The organism is Streptomyces sp. NPDC057271, from assembly GCF_042668715.1.
Taxonomy (GTDB): Bacteria; Actinomycetota; Actinomycetes; order Streptomycetales; family Streptomycetaceae; genus Streptomyces.
The window spans coordinates 1-17,122 of the sequence record NZ_JBHUYJ010000141.1; the positions used below are offsets into that span (position 1 = coordinate 1).

Sequence of the window (17,122 nt, forward strand, 5' to 3'; positions counted from 1 at the left end):
ACAACCGCTCACCCGCAGGCACCCTGACCTGCCCCACCCTCGCCACACCACAACCAACGAGCGCAGGACATTTAAGTCACCGGCATTGCGGCTAGCCCAGGTGGCGCATCCCCTTCGACGCTCGCCCGGCGGACACGCCGAGGGCGGCATAGCGTGGGCGGCGTCGGCTTGGCAGTTCCACCGAACCCGTAGGAGTCACTCGTGAGGCGCAGGCGTACTCATGGCGGATGGGCCGTCATCTCGGCGGCGATGGCGGTCGTTCTGGGCACGGCCACCTCAGCCGCCGCCGCCCCTTCCTCCACCAGCGTCGTCGCCGTGCCGGCTTCGACCACCGTCGGCAGCCCCGTCCAGCTCACCGCCACCGTCGGCTGCGACTCCGACCCCAGCGGTGGTCTGGGCATGTCCTTCTTCGACGGCGGGGAACTTCTGGGCACCGTGCCGGTGGCGGCGAACGGGCAGGCGACGCACACCACGTCGTTCACCACCGTCGGCCAGCACACCATCACCGCCGCCTACAACGGCAACGACGGGTGCGACGCGTCCAACGGCACCGCGGCAGTGCAGGTTTCGTCGTCCACACCCCCTCCTTCCCCCGGGTTGCCTGGCCTGTGTCTGCTCACCTGCGGCAGCCTGATCGGCTTCGTCACGGGGGACATCACCAACAACGTGATCCTCGGCTGAGGAGGATTCGGACTCACGTATCGGACCGGACGGTCCTCCCCCCGCGGCGACTCGGTGGTTTCCCCACCTCGCCGCGGTGGTGTCCCCCGGAACCCTCGCGCGCTCCACGGCAGGCCGGCGCCGCCCCGGAAACGGCGATAGCCGCTGCGCCTCCCCACACCCCCCAAAGCGGGCGGGGGGGGGCCGCGGGCCTCTTTTTTTTCTTCTTTTTCTCGCCCCGCTCCCCCTCTCCTGCCCCCCCCGCCCCCCCCCCTCACTCCCCAAGAAAGCCCGACCCCCCCCAGAAAAGGGAGGCACCCCCTACCCCCCCCCAACCGCACGAGGGTGTTGGGGGATCCGCAGCGGCTATCGGTCTTCTCGGCGTGCCGGACCGATGCGACCGCGGTCGGGCCCTCAGGGTCCGGCCGGTTCGACCTGCTGGGTGTCCGTCGCCGAACTCTCGAGGAAGTCGCCGTCCCCGCTGTAGGAGGCGCTGACGGTGAAGGGGCTGCCGACTGCGGAGGGGTAGGCGTACGAGAGCGTCGCCAGCCCGCCCGACAGCGTCGCGCTCGCCAGGTCTCCGTTACCGAAGTCGAACAGCACCGCCCCTGTCGGCGTCCCGGTGCCCGGAGCGTCCGGGGTCACGATCGCGGTGAAGGTCACCGCCTCGCCCTCGACCGACGGGTTGGGACCGGACGCCAGGGACAGCGTGGTGGACGCCGGCTGCACCGTGTGGCTGTCGGTACCGACGGCCCCGGCGTGGTTCGGGTCCCCTTCGTAGCTCGCGGTGATGGTGTACGGGCTGCCCGCGGCGGAGGAGTAGGTGTACGGGATCGTCGCCGCCCCGTCCACCAGTGGCGCGACGTTCCCCACCCCGTCGCCGAACTGGAAGACCACCCAGCCCGTCGGCGTCCCCGAGCCCGGAGAGGCCGAGGTCACCGCCGCGGTGACCGTCACCGGCTGACCCACCAGGGAGGGGTCCGGCGCGGAGGCCACCTCCACGGTTGCCGGGGCGGGCTGCACCGTCTGCGTGTCCGATCCCAGGGCACCGGAGAGGTCCGGATCCCCGGCGTATGTCACGTGGATGGCGTAGGGACTGCCTCCCGCGTCCGTGTAGGCGTGCAGGACCTCCGCGGCGCCGTCGGTGAGGGACGCGGTGACGGGCGGTCCGCCGTCGCCGAAGTCGAACTCCACCGTCCCCGTGGGAACCAGCGGGCCCGGGGTGTCCGGGAGGACCGTCGCCTTGACGGTCACCGGCTCACCGACCACCGACGGGTCGGGAGCGGAAGTCACCAGCACCGTGGTCGCGTCCTGCTCCACCGTGTGCGGATCGGTCCCGGTGGAGCCGGTGAAGTCGCTGTTCCCCTCGTAGACGGCGGTGATGGTGTAGGGGCTGCCCCCGGCGGTGCTGTACGTGTGCTCGACGGTGGCGACGCCCCCCACCAGGGTCGCCGTGGCGGCGGGGGACCCGTCGCCGAAGTCGAACACGACGTCGCCCGTCGGCGTTCCCGGGGAGCCGGCCACGGACGCCGTCACCGTCACCGTCTGGTTCACCACGGACGGGTCGGGGGCGGAGCCCACGACCAGCGTGGTCGGGGCCGGGAGCACCGTGTGCGCCTTCGTGGCTCCGGAAGGGGTGTAGTCCCCGTTCCCGAGGTAGTCCGCGGTGATGCTGTACGGGCTTCCCCCGGTCGTGGTGTACGTGTGCTCGACCGTGGCCACACCGCCCACCAGGGTCGCGGTGGCCGTGGTCCCGTCGCCGAAGTCGAAGGCCACGGTCCCTGCCGGTGTCCCTCCGCCCGGCGCGTTCGCCGTCACCGTCGCCGAGGCCGTCACCGGCTCGCCCACCAACGACGGGTCCGGTGAGGCCGTCAGCGCGGTCGTGGTGTCCGCCGCGGCGACCACGTGCGGGTCGGTGCCCGCGGAACCCGAGTGGCTGGAGTCGCCGCCGTAGGCGGCGGTGATGGTGTAGGGGCTGCCGGCCGTCGTGGTGTAGACGTGGGCGGCCGCGGCCGTGCCTCCCACGACGACCGCGGGGATCGGCGCGGACCCGTCGCCGAAGTCGAAGGCCACGGTGCCTGTCGGTGTCCCTCCGCCCGGCGCGTTCGCCACCACCGTCGCCGAGGCCGTCACCTGCTCACCGGGCCGGGACGGGTCGGGGTCGGACGTGACCTCGGTCGTGGTGGCCGCCTGGCCGACCGTGTGGGTGTCGTTGCCCACCGAGGCGCCGAAGTTCGCGGTGCCCGTGTAGGTCGCGGTGATGGTGTGGGTACCGACCGTCAGAGCGTCCGTGACGACCGTGGCGGTGCCGTCGACAACCGGTGCGTCGAGGACCGGGCCGCCGCCGATGTCGAAGAACACCGTCCCGCCGGGTGTGCCGGCTCCGGGCGCCGTGGGCGTCACCGTGGCGGTGATCGTCACCGGCTCGCCGAAGACGGAGGGATCGGGCGCGGAGGTGACCGCGGTGGTCGTCGCGGCGACGTCCACGCTGTGGGTGTCGGTGCCGGACGAGCCGGTGAAGTCGCCGTTCCCGCCATAGGTGGCGGTGACGGTGTAGGGGCTGCCCGCCGCGCCGGTGTAGGCGTGGGTGACCACCGCCGAGCCGTTCACCAGCGTCACGGTCTCGGTGGGCGATCCGTCCCCGAAGTCGACGACCGCCTCCCCGGTCGGCGTGCCGGCACCGGGCGCTTGGGCGGCGACCGCCACGGTGACGTCGACCGGCTGGCCGACCACCGAGGGGTCGGGACTCGTGGTGACCGCGGCGGTGGTGCCCGTGGCGTCGACGGTGTGGTGGTCAATAACCGACGAGCCCGCGAAGTCGGCGGCACCGCCGTAGGTGGCGGTGACCAGGTAGGGGCTGCCGGAGGCGCTGGTGTACGTGTGGTCGGCCGTCGCGTTCCCGCCGACGACCGGCACCGTCACCGCGTCGCCGCCGTCACCGAAGTCGAAGGTGACGGTCCCGGTCGGGCTTCCGGCGCCGGGGGCGACGGGAGCCACGGCGGCGGTGAACGCCACCGGCTGCCCGACCTGTGACGGGTCCGGGGCCGAGGCGAGGGTGAGCTCCGTCTCCGCCGCGGTCACCGTGTGCGTGTCCGTCCCGGAGGAGGAGCCGTAGTCGCTGCTCCCGCCGTAGGCGGCGGTGATGGTGTAGGGGCTGCCGGCCGTGGAGGCGTAGACGTGGATGACCGTCACCGAACCGCCCACCAGCGCCACGGTCTCGGACTGGCCGCCGTCGCCGAAGTCGATGGTGACGGCGCCCGTGGGAGACCCGGGCGTCGGGATGACCGGATCGACCGTCACGGTGACGGCCACCTCCTGGCCGACCGCCGACGGATCCGGCGAAGACGTCACCTGCGTGGTGGTGGCCGCAGCACCGACGGTGTGGGTGTCGGTGCCGGACGAGCCGGTGAAGTCGCCGTTCCCGCCGTAGGTGGCGGTGACGGTGTAGGGGCTGCCGGCCGTGGAGGCGTAGGCGTGACTTACCGCCGCCACCCCGCCCACCAGCGTGGCGGACTCGGCGGGGGAGCCGTCGCCGAAGGTGAAGGTGACCGTGCCCGTCGGGGTTCCCGCGCCCGGTGCCACGGGGGCGACCTCGGCGGTGAAGGTCACCGGCTCGCCCACCGCCGACGGGTCCGGGGACGACACCACCGTCGTGGTGGTCGCCGCGGCCACCACCGTGTGGGTGTCCGTGCCGGTGGACGCGGTGAAGCTCGTGTCGCCGCTGTAGGTGGCGGTCACCGTGAACGGACTGCCGTTGCCGACGGCGTAGGCGTGCGTGGCCGTGGCGGTGCCACCGATCAGCGGCACCGCCTCGGAGGTCGACCCGTCGCCGAAGGTGAAGGTGACCGTGCCCGTCGGGGTTCCCGCGCCCGGTGCCACGGGGGCGACCTCGGCGGTGAAGGTCACCGGCTCGCCCACCGCCGACGGGTCCGGGGACGACACCACCGTCGTGGTGGTCGCCGCGGCCACCACCGTGTGGGTGTCCGTGCCGGTGGACGGGTCGAGGTTGGCGCTTCCGCTGTAGGTCGCCGTGACCGTGTGCGGGCCGCCGGCCGCGTAGGCGTGATGGGCCGTGGCCACGCCCCCCACCAGGGGAACCGTGACCGGCGCCGACCCGTCACCGAAGTCGAAGGCCACGGTACCGGTGGGTGTGCCCGCGCCCGGCGGCACCGGCGCCACGACGGCGGTGAAGGCCACCTGCTGGCCGGGCACCGACGGGTCCGGTACGGAGGTCACCGTCGTCGTGCTGGCGCCCTTGCCTTGCACAACGTGCTGGTCCGTCCCCATGGACGGCAGGAAGCCGGGGCTTCCTCCGTAGATCGCGGTGATGGGGTGCGGACCGACGCTCAGCAGGTCCACGGTGACCGTCGCCGTACCGTTCACCAGCGGGGCCGTGAGAGTCGGCCCGCCACCGATGATGAAGGTGACGGTGCCCGTCGGCGTGCCCTGCAGCGGCGCGACCGGTGTCACCTCCGCCGTGATCGTCACCTGCTGGCCGTAGGCCGACGGGTCGGGGGAGGAGGTCACCGTCGTCTGGGTGGCTGCCGGGAGGACGATCTGGAGGGTGGCGCCCGTCGACGGGGTGAAGTCGGCGTCACCGCTGTACGCGGCGGTCACCCGGTGGACTCCGACGGGCAGGTCGCCGATCGTCGCTGTCGCCGTACCGCCCACGACGGGTGCGGTGACGCTCGGTCCGCCGTCGACGCTGAAGGTGACGGTGCCGGTCGGTGTACCGGGCCCGAGCGGGATGATGATCGCGCTCAGCGTCACGGGCTGGCCGTAAGCCGACGGATTCGGCGATATGGCGACCAGGGTTAATGTGGCTGGCATGAGGATGCGGCCTCCAAACGGGATCGAGGATGGTCACGGCCGCCACTCGTCCCCCGACTCCAGCGGCCGCTTTCGGCAGCGGACGCTGGGCGTCACGCGCTGCCGTCCCAACAGGAGATGGGCGGCCCCGGTCGGTGTCACCAGTAGGCGCCCCCGCGATCCCGGATGCCAGGGCCACAGCCCCCGTTACCACGAACAGACGAGCGCGCAGGGCGCGTGAACGGCGCACGCCGCTTACGCCTCCGGAGCGCGCCGCCCGTGAACACCGGCCGCGCGCCGCGCTCCCCGTACGTCCCCGTCGCGCTCGCCGGTCCGCGGCACGCCCGCGCCGGGCGCGGAGGTCGCGTGGTGCGTCCCGGAGCCGCTCCCGCGGGGAGGGCGGCCGAAAGCCTCGTCCAGGTCCCTGCGACGCGCTTCCGGACGAGGAGTCGTCGGGTTCCGCTCCCGGTGCCAGTGGAACGAAACCCGGCTGGACGGAACGCGGTACAGCCGTGAGGCGGTCCCGCGCTCGATGAGCGAGGCGGCGGGGACCCGGCGGAAGGCGCACGGCTGTGCCCCGCTACCGACGTAGCGGGGCACAGCCGTGCGCGTCCCGGGTGCGGGCAGGCCGGCTAGCGTTCGGCGGGCGACGGGTCCTCGTCCGTGGCGAGCCCCATGTGCGCGACCAGGGCCGAGGCGAGCGAGGCGATGGTCGGATGCTGCCAGATGAAGTTGCTCGCCAGACGGACGGCGAGGTCGGTGTCGAGGCGGATCCGCAGCTCGGTGGCCAGGAGCGAGTCGAACCCCAGGGACTTCAACGAGGTGTTCGGGTCGAGTGTGGTGCTGCCGGTGCGCAGGATGGTGCGGATGTGGCCTGCCAGGTAGCTTTCCACAGCTGCCTGGCGGGCGATGCCGACGGGCAGGGCCTCGACACGGGCGCGGATGTCCGAGTTTCCGGTCGGGGTCTGTTTCTCCTGCGTACGGACGCTGTCCGGGGCGAGCAGGGTGAACAGGCTGGAAGCGGCGGCCGCATGGGGGATCCAGGTCGGGGGAGGCCCGGGGATCACCGCGGTCCGGACCCTGCGGTCGGCGAGGAGGCGGTGGAGTGCTTCCAGGCCCTTGCGGGTGGGGATGGTCTCGTAACCCCGCTGGGCGAAGTCGACGGCCTGCCCGATCTCCCCCCACGGCCCCCAGTCGACGGCCAGAGTGGGCCGGCCGTCGCGTGTGCGCCAGATGGCGAAGGCGTCGAGCCAGGCGTTGGCCGCCGCGTACGTCCCCTGCCCGGCGTTGCCCAGCAGGGCGCTCATGGAGGAGTAGACGACGAACCAGTCCAGCGACTGGTCGGCCGTGGCCCGGTGGAGGTTCCAGGCACCGGTGACCTTGGGCTCCCAGACCCGCTTGAGTTGATCATCGCGAATGGAGGCCAACGCGGCGTCGTCGAGAACCATGGCGCAGTGCACCACACCGCGCAGCGGGACACCGCCCTCGGTGGCGGCCTCGACCAGTCGTTCGCAGGTCTCGCGCTGGGAGACGTCGCCCAGGACGACGACGGTGTCGGCTGCCATCTCGCCCACGACGCGGGTGGTGGCCGATGACGGGGGACGGCGGCCGTTGAGGACGATGCGCCCCGCTCCCTGCTCGGCCAGCCAGCGGGCGGTCGCCAGCCCGAGTCCTCCCAGCCCTCCGGTGACGATGTACGCACCGTCGCGCACGACTGCCTGCGGTCCCTCGGGCACCACGGCGTCGACCTCTCCCCGATCGGGAACGGTCAGCACGATCTTCCCCGTATGCCCGGCGCGCGCCATCAACCGGAAGGCGTCGGCCGCGTGGTCGAGCGGGTACTCGGCGCACAGCAGCGGCTTGAGCCTGCCCGCGCCGATGTGCTCCACCACCTCGCGCAGCATCGTGGCCAGCAACTCCGGGCGGCGTTGCTGCAGCTCGATGAGGTCGACCGTGCTGAACGTGATGTTGTGGCGCAGCGGCCCCAGCTTGAGTGGGGCGTCGGCCATGATGTCGCGTACCCCGAGTTCGACGAAGCGGCCGAACGGGCGCAGACTCTCGAGCCCGGCTCGGATGGCCGGTCCGGAGAGGGAGTTGAGGACGACGTCGACCCCTTGGCCATCGGTGGCCTGACGCGTTTGCTCGGCGAAGTCCAGCGTGCGGGAGTCCATGACGCACTGGATCCCCATCCCCCGCAGCTGGTGCCGCTTCTCCTCCGAGCCGGCCGTCGCCAGTACCTCCGCGCCAAGGAGGCGGGCGACGGCGATCGCGGCCCGGCCGGTCCCCCCGGTCGCGGAGTGGATCAGCACGCGCTCGCCGGGAGCAAGCCGTGCGACGTGCCGCAGGGCGTACCAGGCGGTGAGATAGGCCGTGGGAAGCCCTGCCGCCGCGGCGGGGGCGAGGCCCCGCGGTACGGGGACGACCGCGGAGGAGGGCATGGTGACGAAGGAGGCGAACGCACCGCCCTCCAGCTGGACGCCGAGCACGGTGTCGCCCAGACGCAGATGGTCCACGCCTGGTCCCACGGCGCTGACCACACCCGCGCACTCGAAGCCGATGCGGTACGGGGTGGCCGGCTCGGAGCCGAGCATGCCCATGGAGGTCAGGACGTCACGGAAGTTGACGCCCGCCGCTTGGACGCGTACCTCGACCTCGCCCTCTCCGGGCCGGCGGCGGCCGGTCGCGGCGAACTCCAGGCTGTCGGGATCGCCGAGCCGCCCGACGCGCAGGCGGAACCCGTCGTCCCCGAAGCGGACGGTCCGGGTGGCCGCGCTCGTGGGGGGCGCGACGGGAGCCCGGTCGATGCGCGCCACGTACCGTGAGCCACCGCGCAGTGCCACCTCGTCCTCGGGAGCGTCGGCGAGGAGCTCGGCTGCCAGAGTGCGCAGCCCCTGCTCGTCGGGGTCGGTATCGACCAGAGTGGGGCGCAGGTGGGGCCGTTCGACCGCCAGCACGCGCGCCACGCCGCGCACGGTGCTGTGGGCGGGGTGACCGGCTTCCTCGGCGGTGACGGCGTAAGCGTGATGGGTGGCGGCGTACAGACGCCATGATCCACGGTTCTCGTCGCCTGCCTGAGCCAGCGCGAGCAGCCGCCGCGCGCGTTGCTGCGCGCCCTCGGTGAGGTCGGTTGCACCGTCCGAGGGCGTGCCGCACAGCAGGACGACAGTGCACCAGGGTTCGACACCGGCAGCCAGGTGCCGGCTGAAGGTCCCGGCCAGTGAGGAAAGCTCCTGGGAGTCCAGGGGGATCTCCCGGACCTCCACACGGGCGCCGGCCGAGCGCAGGAGGTCGGCCAGCCGTTCGGCCCGGCCGTCCCCCTCGCCCACGACGAGCCAGTTCCCCGGCGGGTTCCGGTCGGCACCCGACCGGGGGACGCCATGCCAGCCGAGTTCCAGGAACCACTGGTCGACGGAGGCCTCCTCGGCAGGTGTACCCCGGAGGAACCGTACGTCGTCGAGCGCGACGACGGGGTGGCCTTGAGCGTCCAGGACACGGACGTTGCCGGCGAGCGTCGCACCACTGTTCTCGGTGATCAACGCGTGGGCGTGCACGGCCTGCGCGGGGTCGCCGAGGAGGCGCAGAGCACCGACCCCGACCGGGAGGATCGGTGCGGGCGCGGGGTCCTGGACCGCTCCCGCGACGAGCAGCTGCAGGCACAGGTCGAGGAGAACGGGGTGGACACTCAGGTCAGGAGCAGGGGCGAGAGCGGTACGCGGCAGGCGGATACGAGCCCAGAAACTCTCCTGCTGCCTTGTGGTCCGCAGTGCTGTGATCCCGGTGAAGGCGGGGCCGTGTTCCAGTCCGCACGCCCGCAGCCTCGCGTAGATCCGATCGGGCTCGAGGACGACGGGGTGCTTGGCGTGCAGCGCGGAGACGGAGGCCGCGCGGGCATCGGGCGCCGCGAGCGCCCGACGGGCGATGGCCGAGGCGTGCAGTCGCCAAGGGCCGTCCGAAGCCCGGGAGTGCAACTCGCAGGTGGCCTGCTCACCGTCGGTGAGGGTGACGGTGGTACTCATCTCGGTGTCGTCACCCAGGGGCAGCAGATCGTGGAAGGCGATGTCGACGAGGTCGACGCCGTTGGCGCCGGCCAGGGCGGCGAGGGCCGTGGTGTGGAACAGGGCGCAGGAGCCGGCGCCGGGGAGGACGGGGGCGTCGTGGACGCGGTGGTCGTCGAACCAGGGCAGGTGCTGGGTGGGAGCCGTGGCGTGCCAGACGTGCCGGACCGGCTCACCGGGGACCTCGGTGCGGCGGCCGGGCAGAGTACCGCCCTCGGCTTGCGGCGCGGTGCAGTCGGCAGTCCAGTGGCGCATACGGTCGAAGGCGGTGGTGGGCACGTCGACCAGAGAGCCGTCGCCGTACAAGGGCGTCCAGTCCACGGTGCCGCCGTGGCAGTGGTAGGTGGCGAGCTGGGTCCGGAAGGTGGCGGTCTCGGGCTGGGCACGACGCAGGGTGGGCAGCACCACGGACTGGGAGACCGACGGGGCCAGGCTGTCCTTGAGGGACTGGGTGACCACGGGGTGCGGTGAGATCTCGATGAAGACCTGATGACGGTCTTCGGCGGCCGACGCCACGGCAGGGTGGAAGCGAACGGGCCGGCGGAGGTTGTCACACCAGTACGCGGCGTCGAGGACGAGGCTCTGCCGCGGGTCCTCGGCCACGGTGGAGTAGAAGGGGATCTCGGGTGTGCGGGGCGAGAGGCCGGATAGCGCCTGACGTAGGTCGGACAGCAGCGGATCGACGTGAGGGCTGTGCGATGCGACGTCCACGGCGATGGGCACGGCGGCGGTGCCGCGCTCGCCCCACTGACTGATCAGCCGGGCGATCTGGTCGGCATCGCCGGAGACGACGGTGGTGTCGGGCGCCGCCAGGACGGCTACGGACACGCCGTCGGCGCCCGCGTCGGCGAGCGCGGCCTCCACCGCGGCCCGCCCCAGGCTGACGGAGGCCATGGCGCCCGTGCCGACGATCCGCTCCAGCAGTGCCGAGCGGCGGCAGATCACGCGGACGCCGTCGGCGAGCGAGAGGGCACCGGACACGACCGCGGCCGCGACTTCCCCCATCGAGTGGCCGATCACGGCAGCGGGCCGCACGCCGTACGCCTGCCAGACCGCGGCCAGGGAGATCTGCATGGCGAACAGCGCCGGCTGGACCCGCGAGCATCCGGTGACCAGCTCACCGGCCTGGATCAGCTCCAGTACGGAGAAGCCCGCCTCCTTGCGCATCAGCGTGTCGACCTCGGTCAGCGCCTTCCGGAAGGCCTCCTCCCGTGCCAGCAGCTCGCGGCCCATGCCGGCCCACTGCGAGCCATGGCCGGAGAACACCCACACGGGTCGGCGGGGGGCGGTGACATCGGCCGGGCCGCACACGAGGGCCGGAGCGTGCTCGCCGTTGGCGTAGAGCCGGAGCGTTTCGGCGGTTTCCGCTCGCGATCGGGCGATGACCGCGAGACGCCCCCGGCCCGGGTTGCGCCGCAGCGCCAGGGTGTGGGCGACGTCCCGGAGCGGGACGTTCGCGCCTTCCGCGTCCAGCCAGTCGGCCATCTTGCGGGCAGCGTCCGGCAGGGCCCGGTGGGATCCGGCCCCGACGAGGAACACGTCGGGCGACGAAGACCTGGGGCGGCGGGGGGCGGGCAGACCGACCCGGCGGGCGGGCCGCGGAGGCTCCTGGAGGATCACGTGGGCGTTGGTCCCGGAGAAGCCGAAGGAGGACACCGCGGCCAGCCTGACCGGTTCCTTGCCTGGCCACGGCTTGCACTCGCGAGGGATGAACAGCCGGGTGGGATCGGCGGAGATGGCCGGGTTCCAGCGGGTGAAGTGCAGGTTGGGCGGGATGACGCCGTACCGCAGGCACAGGACGGTCTTGATCAGTCCGGTGATCCCGGCGGCCGGCTCCAGGTGGCCCAGGTTGGTCTTGACCGAGCCGAGCGCGCACGGCGAGAGCCCGTTGCCGTACACGGCGGCCAGACTCGCGAACTCGACGGGGTCGCCCACCGGGGTGCCGGTGCCGTGGGCTTCGATCAGGGAGATACGGGCCGGGTCGACGCCGGCCCGCCGGAGCGCTGCCCGGTAGAGGGCCTGCTGCGCGTCGGCGGAAGGGGCGGCGAGGCCGTCGGAACGGCCGTCCTGGTTCACCGCGGACCCGCGGACGACGGCGAGGATGCGGTCGCCGTCCCGGCGGGCTTCGGCCAGACGCTTGAGGACGACGACACCGCAGCCCTCACCGCGGACGAACCCGTCCGCCGCCGCGTCGAACGTGTGGCAGCGGCCGGTCGGCGACAGCATGCCCATACGGGCGAAGGACCGCGTCACACGGGGGGCCAGCATGAGAGTGACGCCCGCGGCGAGAGCCAGATCACACTCCTCGCGGTGCAGGGACTCGCAGGCCAGGTGGAAGGCGACGAGGGAGGATGAACAGGCGGTGTCGAGAGCGATACTGGGGCCGTGCAGGCCGAGGAGGTAGGAGACCCGGCCGGCGGCCACGCAGTGGCCGTTCGTCAGGATGGAGCCCTCCAGTTCCTGAGGCTGCCCGGCCAGCCGGTCCATGTAGTCGTTGTAGCTCAGCCCCGTGAAGACCCCGGTCGGGGAACCAGCGAGCCGGTCGGGGGGCAGACCCGCGTGTTCCAGCGCTTCCCAGACGACCTCCAGGAGGAGCCGGTGCTGGGGGTCCAGGACTTCGGCCTCACGACCCGCGACTCCGAAGAAGTCCGCGTCGAACCGCGAGACGTCCTTCAGGTAGCCGCCCTGTCGCATCGAGGGGTGCGCGTCAATGGGCAGCCCGTGCTCAGGCCCGGCCGCCTCCCGCCCCGGCGGTGGAGCGCCGACGACGTCGCGCCCCTCCCTCAGCAGGCGCCACAGAGCGGCCGGGGAGTCGGCGTCTCCAGGAAGTCGGCATCCCATGCCGATGACGGCGATGGGTGTCGAGCTCCCTGACGGGGGGCGGGGCTTGTACTTGGCCACGGAGGTCTCCTTGTCGCGGGGGAGGGGAGCGGCGCGGCTGCGCTCGGAAGAGGTGAAGTGCCGCTTGTCGGGCCGTGTGAAGGCGGGCCCCGCACGAGAGTCGGCCCGACCGAGTGGACGCGCGTAGCGTCAGCACGCAGGGGTGCACGACCAGCTGGGATGCGTGGCTGGGTGGGTCCAGGCCGCCCACAGCACGTGACACCGCGGAGCGGGGACGGTAGGAAGGGCGATCAGACGTCCGGGCTGCCCAGGAGGATCGCGCTCTTCACGCCTCCCACCTGGTAGTTGAGGGTGAGGGCGTAATCGAAGTCGAGGGGACGAGGCAGCGTCCCGGGCACGGGGTCGAACGTCAGCTGTTCGGCCGGCTGCTCGCAGTTCGCCGTCGGACACACCTGGCCGTTGCGCATCATCAGCAGGGTCAGTGCCACCCCGAGGCATCCGGCCGGAGCGCCGTTGTGCCCGAAGCAGCCCTCCTGCGACGACATGAGGAGATCGCGTGACGCGGAGCCGTACAGCTCCCTCATCGCGTTCGCCTCGAAGGCCGTGACGACCACGTTGCCGTCACTGCCGCCGTGGACGTACGGCACCTGCCCGATGTCCCAGGTGTCACCGAGACACTGGCGTACAGCGGACACAAGTGCCTTCCCGGTCTCGTCGGAGGCCAGCGGGTTCGCGAGCCCGTCCCGCGTGGTGGCCTGGGACAGGATCTGACCGTAGGGGCGCGCGTCCCGCCCGAAGGCGTGCTCCCGGCTCTCGATGATGATGGTCGCGGACCCCTCGCCGTGGTTGATGCAGTCGGCACGCTTGTCGTACGGACGCATCAGTGCGTCGAAGGACGGCAGCAGGCTGGGCATGTCCTGCGAGCGCATGGCGTCGTACTCCTGCTGGGCTCCGCTCAGCAGGCGCTGGATGTTGCGGATCAGCGTGACGCTGAAGACGTCGACTCCGGTCACCACGGCGATGTCGGTCTCACCTGCGGCGATCATGCCCAGGGCGTTTCCGACCTGGAGAGCGGACGAGGCGCAGCCGCACGACACCGTGAAATTGGCGCCTTTCGACCGAGTGAGTGCGCCTTGCACCAGGGCGACATCGGACGGGGTGACGGCCTGCTCCGCCGCGACGAACATCTCCAGCGCCTCGGCGACGGAGTAGGTTGCCGGATCGGCCCGCAGCACGGCGAGGTAGCTGTCGATGTTGGCATCCACTCCACCCCGCCCTACGAGGACGGCGGCGTCCTGCAGATCACGCTGCACCTCGAGGCCCGCGTCCCTGCACGCCTGCGTGAGCGAGACCAGCCCGAAGCGGTGGGCCTCCGTGTAATGGCGTGAGAAGAGCTCCGGGACGCCGGGCACGCGCTCGTTGAACATCGCTGCCGAGAGGTTGACACTGCCGTAGTAAACGCCCTTCTTGACGAGGCAGGACGTTCCGGTGGAAGCGACGTCCCAGAGTTCGTCGGCGGTGAACACCGGAGCATCCGGGCCGGGAAGACACAGTCCGATTCCGGTCACGACGGCGTCTCGCGCACGCCCGCCGGCACGCCGCCTCACCGGGTACCTACCTGGGACGGTGCGTAGGTCATGGCTTTTCCCTTCAGGGTCGGATGGGGGTTATTCGGCCACGTAGGTGCGGCTGCACCAGCGGTAGACAGGCATCCGCTCCCCTTCGCGGAAGGAGTACATGCCCGAGAACTCAAAGTGCTCATAAGCGTTACCGCACAGGACTTTCACTTTGGGTTCGGATTCGACGGAGCTGACTTCCCACACGGCCGGAACCGCTACCCAGTCCGGACCGCCGGAGAGAATCACTCGTACAGAATCCGGCGCTTTCGGATCCGAGAAGAGGGGTGTGCGGTCGCACCCCTGGGCGCCCCCATGAGCACTCTTTTCGGCTTCTTGCGTGCCGTCATCCTGGTGGTGCGCCGACGGCGTCCTTTCAGGAGCGATGTGCAGGTAAGGCGGAAGAAGCAGGCATCGGTATGCCGTAACGAAGGACCGGCCTACTGCGTTGAGGATGGAGGAAAGCGACATGATGACCTGCCAGGCATGAGGCTTACGAGGGGCTTCTGGGCGATGGGCGGACGGGCAGCCGGTTGCCGCCTCGTGGACGCGAACCCACTGGTGTCAGGCCGGCTGGGACGCGCCATCACCCTGAGCGTTGGTTCGTGCCCTGTGGGCTTGAGCGGGGCACTCGCCGTTGACAGCGAGTGCCCCGCCCCCCTTGCCGCGCGCCGGGCCGGAGGGAGGCGGTGTCGGCGGGCGGCTGGTCTCGGCTTACGCAGGAACGGCTCAGAGGCAGGCGGCCATGTCACACCGGCGACCTGCCCGAGTCCCGGTCAGGACGCGTTGGCCAGCGCCTGGTCGAGTGCCGAAGCGGTCGCCTGTTCGGCGGCCAGGGCCGCGCTCGTGACGCCGAGGATGTTGTACACGAGGGCGGTCCCGTTGGACGCGCTGGCCGTCAGGATGTTGGCCCCCACCACCTGCGGCTGCCCCTGGCAGTCCCCGATGGCGCTGACCAGGTAGGTGGCGGTGACCACGTTGTGGGTGCGGGCGGCGGCGGGGTCGTTGGCCTCGTCGGCCGCGATAGCGGCGTCGTTGGATGCCTGGGCGGACTCCAGGGCGGAGACGCAGGGCGAGACGGCCGCAGCGGCGGGGGCGGCCATGGCCAGAGGGGCGATGCCGACGACGGCGCCCACCGCCATGGTGGCGGTAACGGCGGCGGCGGCGATACGGGAACGGAACATGATGGCACTCCCTTGAAGAGACAACTGGTTCACTCATGGGCTACGACGCCTGGCGAAAGCGCTTGCTTGCGACTGCCCGGGAGTGGCCGCTGCGGGACGAGAAGTCGACCTGATCGCCGCGTGCATCGCATGCTGGGAGTGATGACCGGAGCGGGTAGCAGCCACTTCCCGGAAAGGCATGGGCGGCCCGCCGGTTCGTAATCCAGTAATGGAGCACGGGAGAGCGGCAACTCAAGAGGGTTGGTACCTGCGTCACCTGATCGGAGTAGAGTCGCCGTTTGACTTACAGCGCCTACCAGCCAGATCACCGTCATCCACTTCGCGGAAACCGCAGGCAACTTGCCGGGGTTTCAGGTGATTTAGTGAGCGAGGGGTATGCGTCGAGGCTACTGCCGGTCCGGTACGCACGCGCAGCCGGCATGACGAGAGGGCACCACCTCGGGAAAGACAAGGGTCACCGCACCTGCTCGTCACCGTGGCCGGAAAATGCCTATTGGCTGCAATACGCCAGGCACCGGCCCGCCATTCCACGCTCACCGGCCGGGCAAATCCAACTCCTCCCGATTTGCTGGCGGAAGCGCTGCCGGCGCACACGCCTACACGAGAAGCGCCGACAAGTCGGCTGGTCACGACACTTGAGTGCACGGGGCTGCTTTCATCGCAAGATTAAGCCTTACGAGTGCTTGCCCTCGGATCGACGTTGCCCTCGTGTGTAAATCTGCTGGATAACGGTTACAACCGAGGGTGAGATGTCCATCTTCACCGACAGAGTGGTCTCCGGCCTCGATACACCGGCTTTGCCCCAGCCGTTGGACGGCAGGCCACAGTAATGGACACCCGGAGGAGGGTCGGCCCCGGTGGCCGACGTCCGCCGCACCCCATGAGGTAGGCGCTCACTCCTGCCGCAGCGACGGACACCTGCACCTCCGATGGAATGGTCGGACGGCCCCTGCCCATGCGCCTGCCGCTTGAAGACAGTGCAGGCCCGGAGGAACAGCGCCGCCTTCGATGCTGGCGCAGGCGTCGTGGGAGTCCGGAACCGTATTCCCGGTAACGCCGGCCCAAGCCTCGCCCTGCAGAGTTCATCAGGCTGCAATCGATGCAGAGACGCACGTTCCCCTTGCTTGGCGGACAGGTCAGCACACCCGGCATCCGCGCTGGCGTGGCCCGCGGCCAAGAACCCCAGCACCTGCAGCTGCGGCCTTCATCCCAAGGATCAGGAGCGACAAGACATGCTGACCAAACGCGCGTTCGCACCGATAGTACTTTCACCCCAGGACGTCGAGCGATGGCCTGACTCGTCCGTGATTCAAGCATCGACCACCGCCTGGCGTCGGTTGCAGGCCCTCAGCATTCATCTCCCCGCGATCGACCGTTCCGTCCCGATCTGCCGCGACCTGGCACGCCTATGGCTGGAGGAACAGCAGCTAGCGGACCAGGACACCGGTCATACTGCCCTGCTCGTCATCACGGAACTCACGACGAACGCCATCGTGCACACCGACAGCACCGTCATCGCCGCCTCCCTACGGAGAAGCCGAACGCACCTGCGCGTTCAGGTTCGCGATCAGGGAAGGCTCTCCACCGGGGAGCACTGGCACAACACCTCGGGGTTCGGTCGCGGCCTCGGAATCGTCGCCAGCTGCACCCAGGCACTCGGTACACATGTGGCTGACGACGGCACCCGCGCGATCTGGGCCACCCTTCCCTTGAAGGAAGCGGTCCGCGACACCCCACGAAGAAGCCCCGAACACCACCACGCCACCTGACGGCATGCCAGGGTCATCGCGAACGCGCCCGCACCAACGGCGCTACGGGCACCGGGGGCCCTTGGGGACTCCACGCTCAGAGCGGAACAGGACGATGTCCTTCCCCTCGTAGCGTGGAGTCCGTAATTGCAGGGGAAGTTGGGGTTCATGGGGTCCAAGCAACGGACGTACTCGCCTGAGTTTCGCGA

At 71.0% G+C, this 17,122-nt stretch carries 7 protein-coding genes; 2 read left to right on the forward strand and 5 right to left on the reverse strand.

The window, feature by feature from the left end:
* The first annotated feature begins 201 nt into the window (after positions 1-201).
* Positions 202-681, forward strand: a complete 480-nt coding sequence (locus ACFUJR_RS36010) for an Ig-like domain-containing protein (RefSeq protein ID WP_383451149.1) — start codon at positions 202-204, stop codon at positions 679-681.
* Between the two features lie 393 nt (positions 682-1,074).
* Here the strand turns inward: ACFUJR_RS36010 and ACFUJR_RS36015 are convergent, their stop codons facing one another.
* The 5 genes from ACFUJR_RS36015 to ACFUJR_RS36035 form a co-directional block, all read right to left on the reverse strand.
* Positions 1,075-5,490, reverse strand: a complete 4,416-nt coding sequence (locus ACFUJR_RS36015; protein ID WP_383451152.1) for a beta strand repeat-containing protein — start codon at positions 5,488-5,490, stop codon at positions 1,075-1,077.
* Between the two features lie 611 nt (positions 5,491-6,101).
* Positions 6,102-12,425: an SDR family NAD(P)-dependent oxidoreductase gene (locus ACFUJR_RS36020; RefSeq protein ID WP_383176990.1), complete on the reverse strand. Its 6,324-nt coding sequence runs from the start codon at positions 12,423-12,425 to the stop codon at positions 6,102-6,104.
* A gap of 230 nt (positions 12,426-12,655) precedes the next feature.
* Positions 12,656-13,891 (reverse strand): beta-ketoacyl synthase N-terminal-like domain-containing protein, encoded by a 1,236-nt coding sequence (locus tag ACFUJR_RS36025; protein WP_383176987.1) that lies wholly within the window; start codon positions 13,889-13,891, stop codon positions 12,656-12,658.
* Positions 13,892-14,032: 141 nt separating this feature from the next.
* Positions 14,033-14,452 (reverse strand): DUF5988 family protein, encoded by a 420-nt coding sequence (locus ACFUJR_RS36030; RefSeq protein ID WP_383176984.1) that lies wholly within the window; start codon positions 14,450-14,452, stop codon positions 14,033-14,035.
* Positions 14,453-14,757: 305 nt separating this feature from the next.
* Complete coding sequence (locus ACFUJR_RS36035; protein ID WP_383176981.1) at positions 14,758-15,165, reverse strand: hypothetical protein; 408 nt, start codon at positions 15,163-15,165, stop codon at positions 14,758-14,760.
* A gap of 1,232 nt (positions 15,166-16,397) precedes the next feature.
* On the opposite strand from ACFUJR_RS36035, the gene ACFUJR_RS36040 reads away from it, so the two are divergent.
* Entirely contained in the window at positions 16,398-16,934 is a 537-nt protein-coding gene (locus ACFUJR_RS36040; protein ID WP_383176978.1) for an ATP-binding protein, read from the forward strand.
* Positions 16,935-17,122 lie beyond the last annotated feature (188 nt).

Bases quoted from the DNA above. Each gene is read 5' to 3' on its own strand.
- ACFUJR_RS36035 (WP_383176981.1), bottom strand. From the start codon at position 15,165: ATGTTCCGTTCCCGTATCGCCGCCGCCGCCGTTACCGCCACCATGGCG.
- ACFUJR_RS36030 (WP_383176984.1), bottom strand. From the start codon at position 14,452: ATGTCGCTTTCCTCCATCCTCAACGCAGTAGGCCGGTCCTTCGTTACG.
- ACFUJR_RS36040 (WP_383176978.1), top strand. From the start codon at position 16,398: ATGCTGACCAAACGCGCGTTCGCACCGATAGTACTTTCACCCCAGGAC.
- ACFUJR_RS36015 (WP_383451152.1), bottom strand. From the start codon at position 5,490: ATGCCAGCCACATTAACCCTGGTCGCCATATCGCCGAATCCGTCGGCT.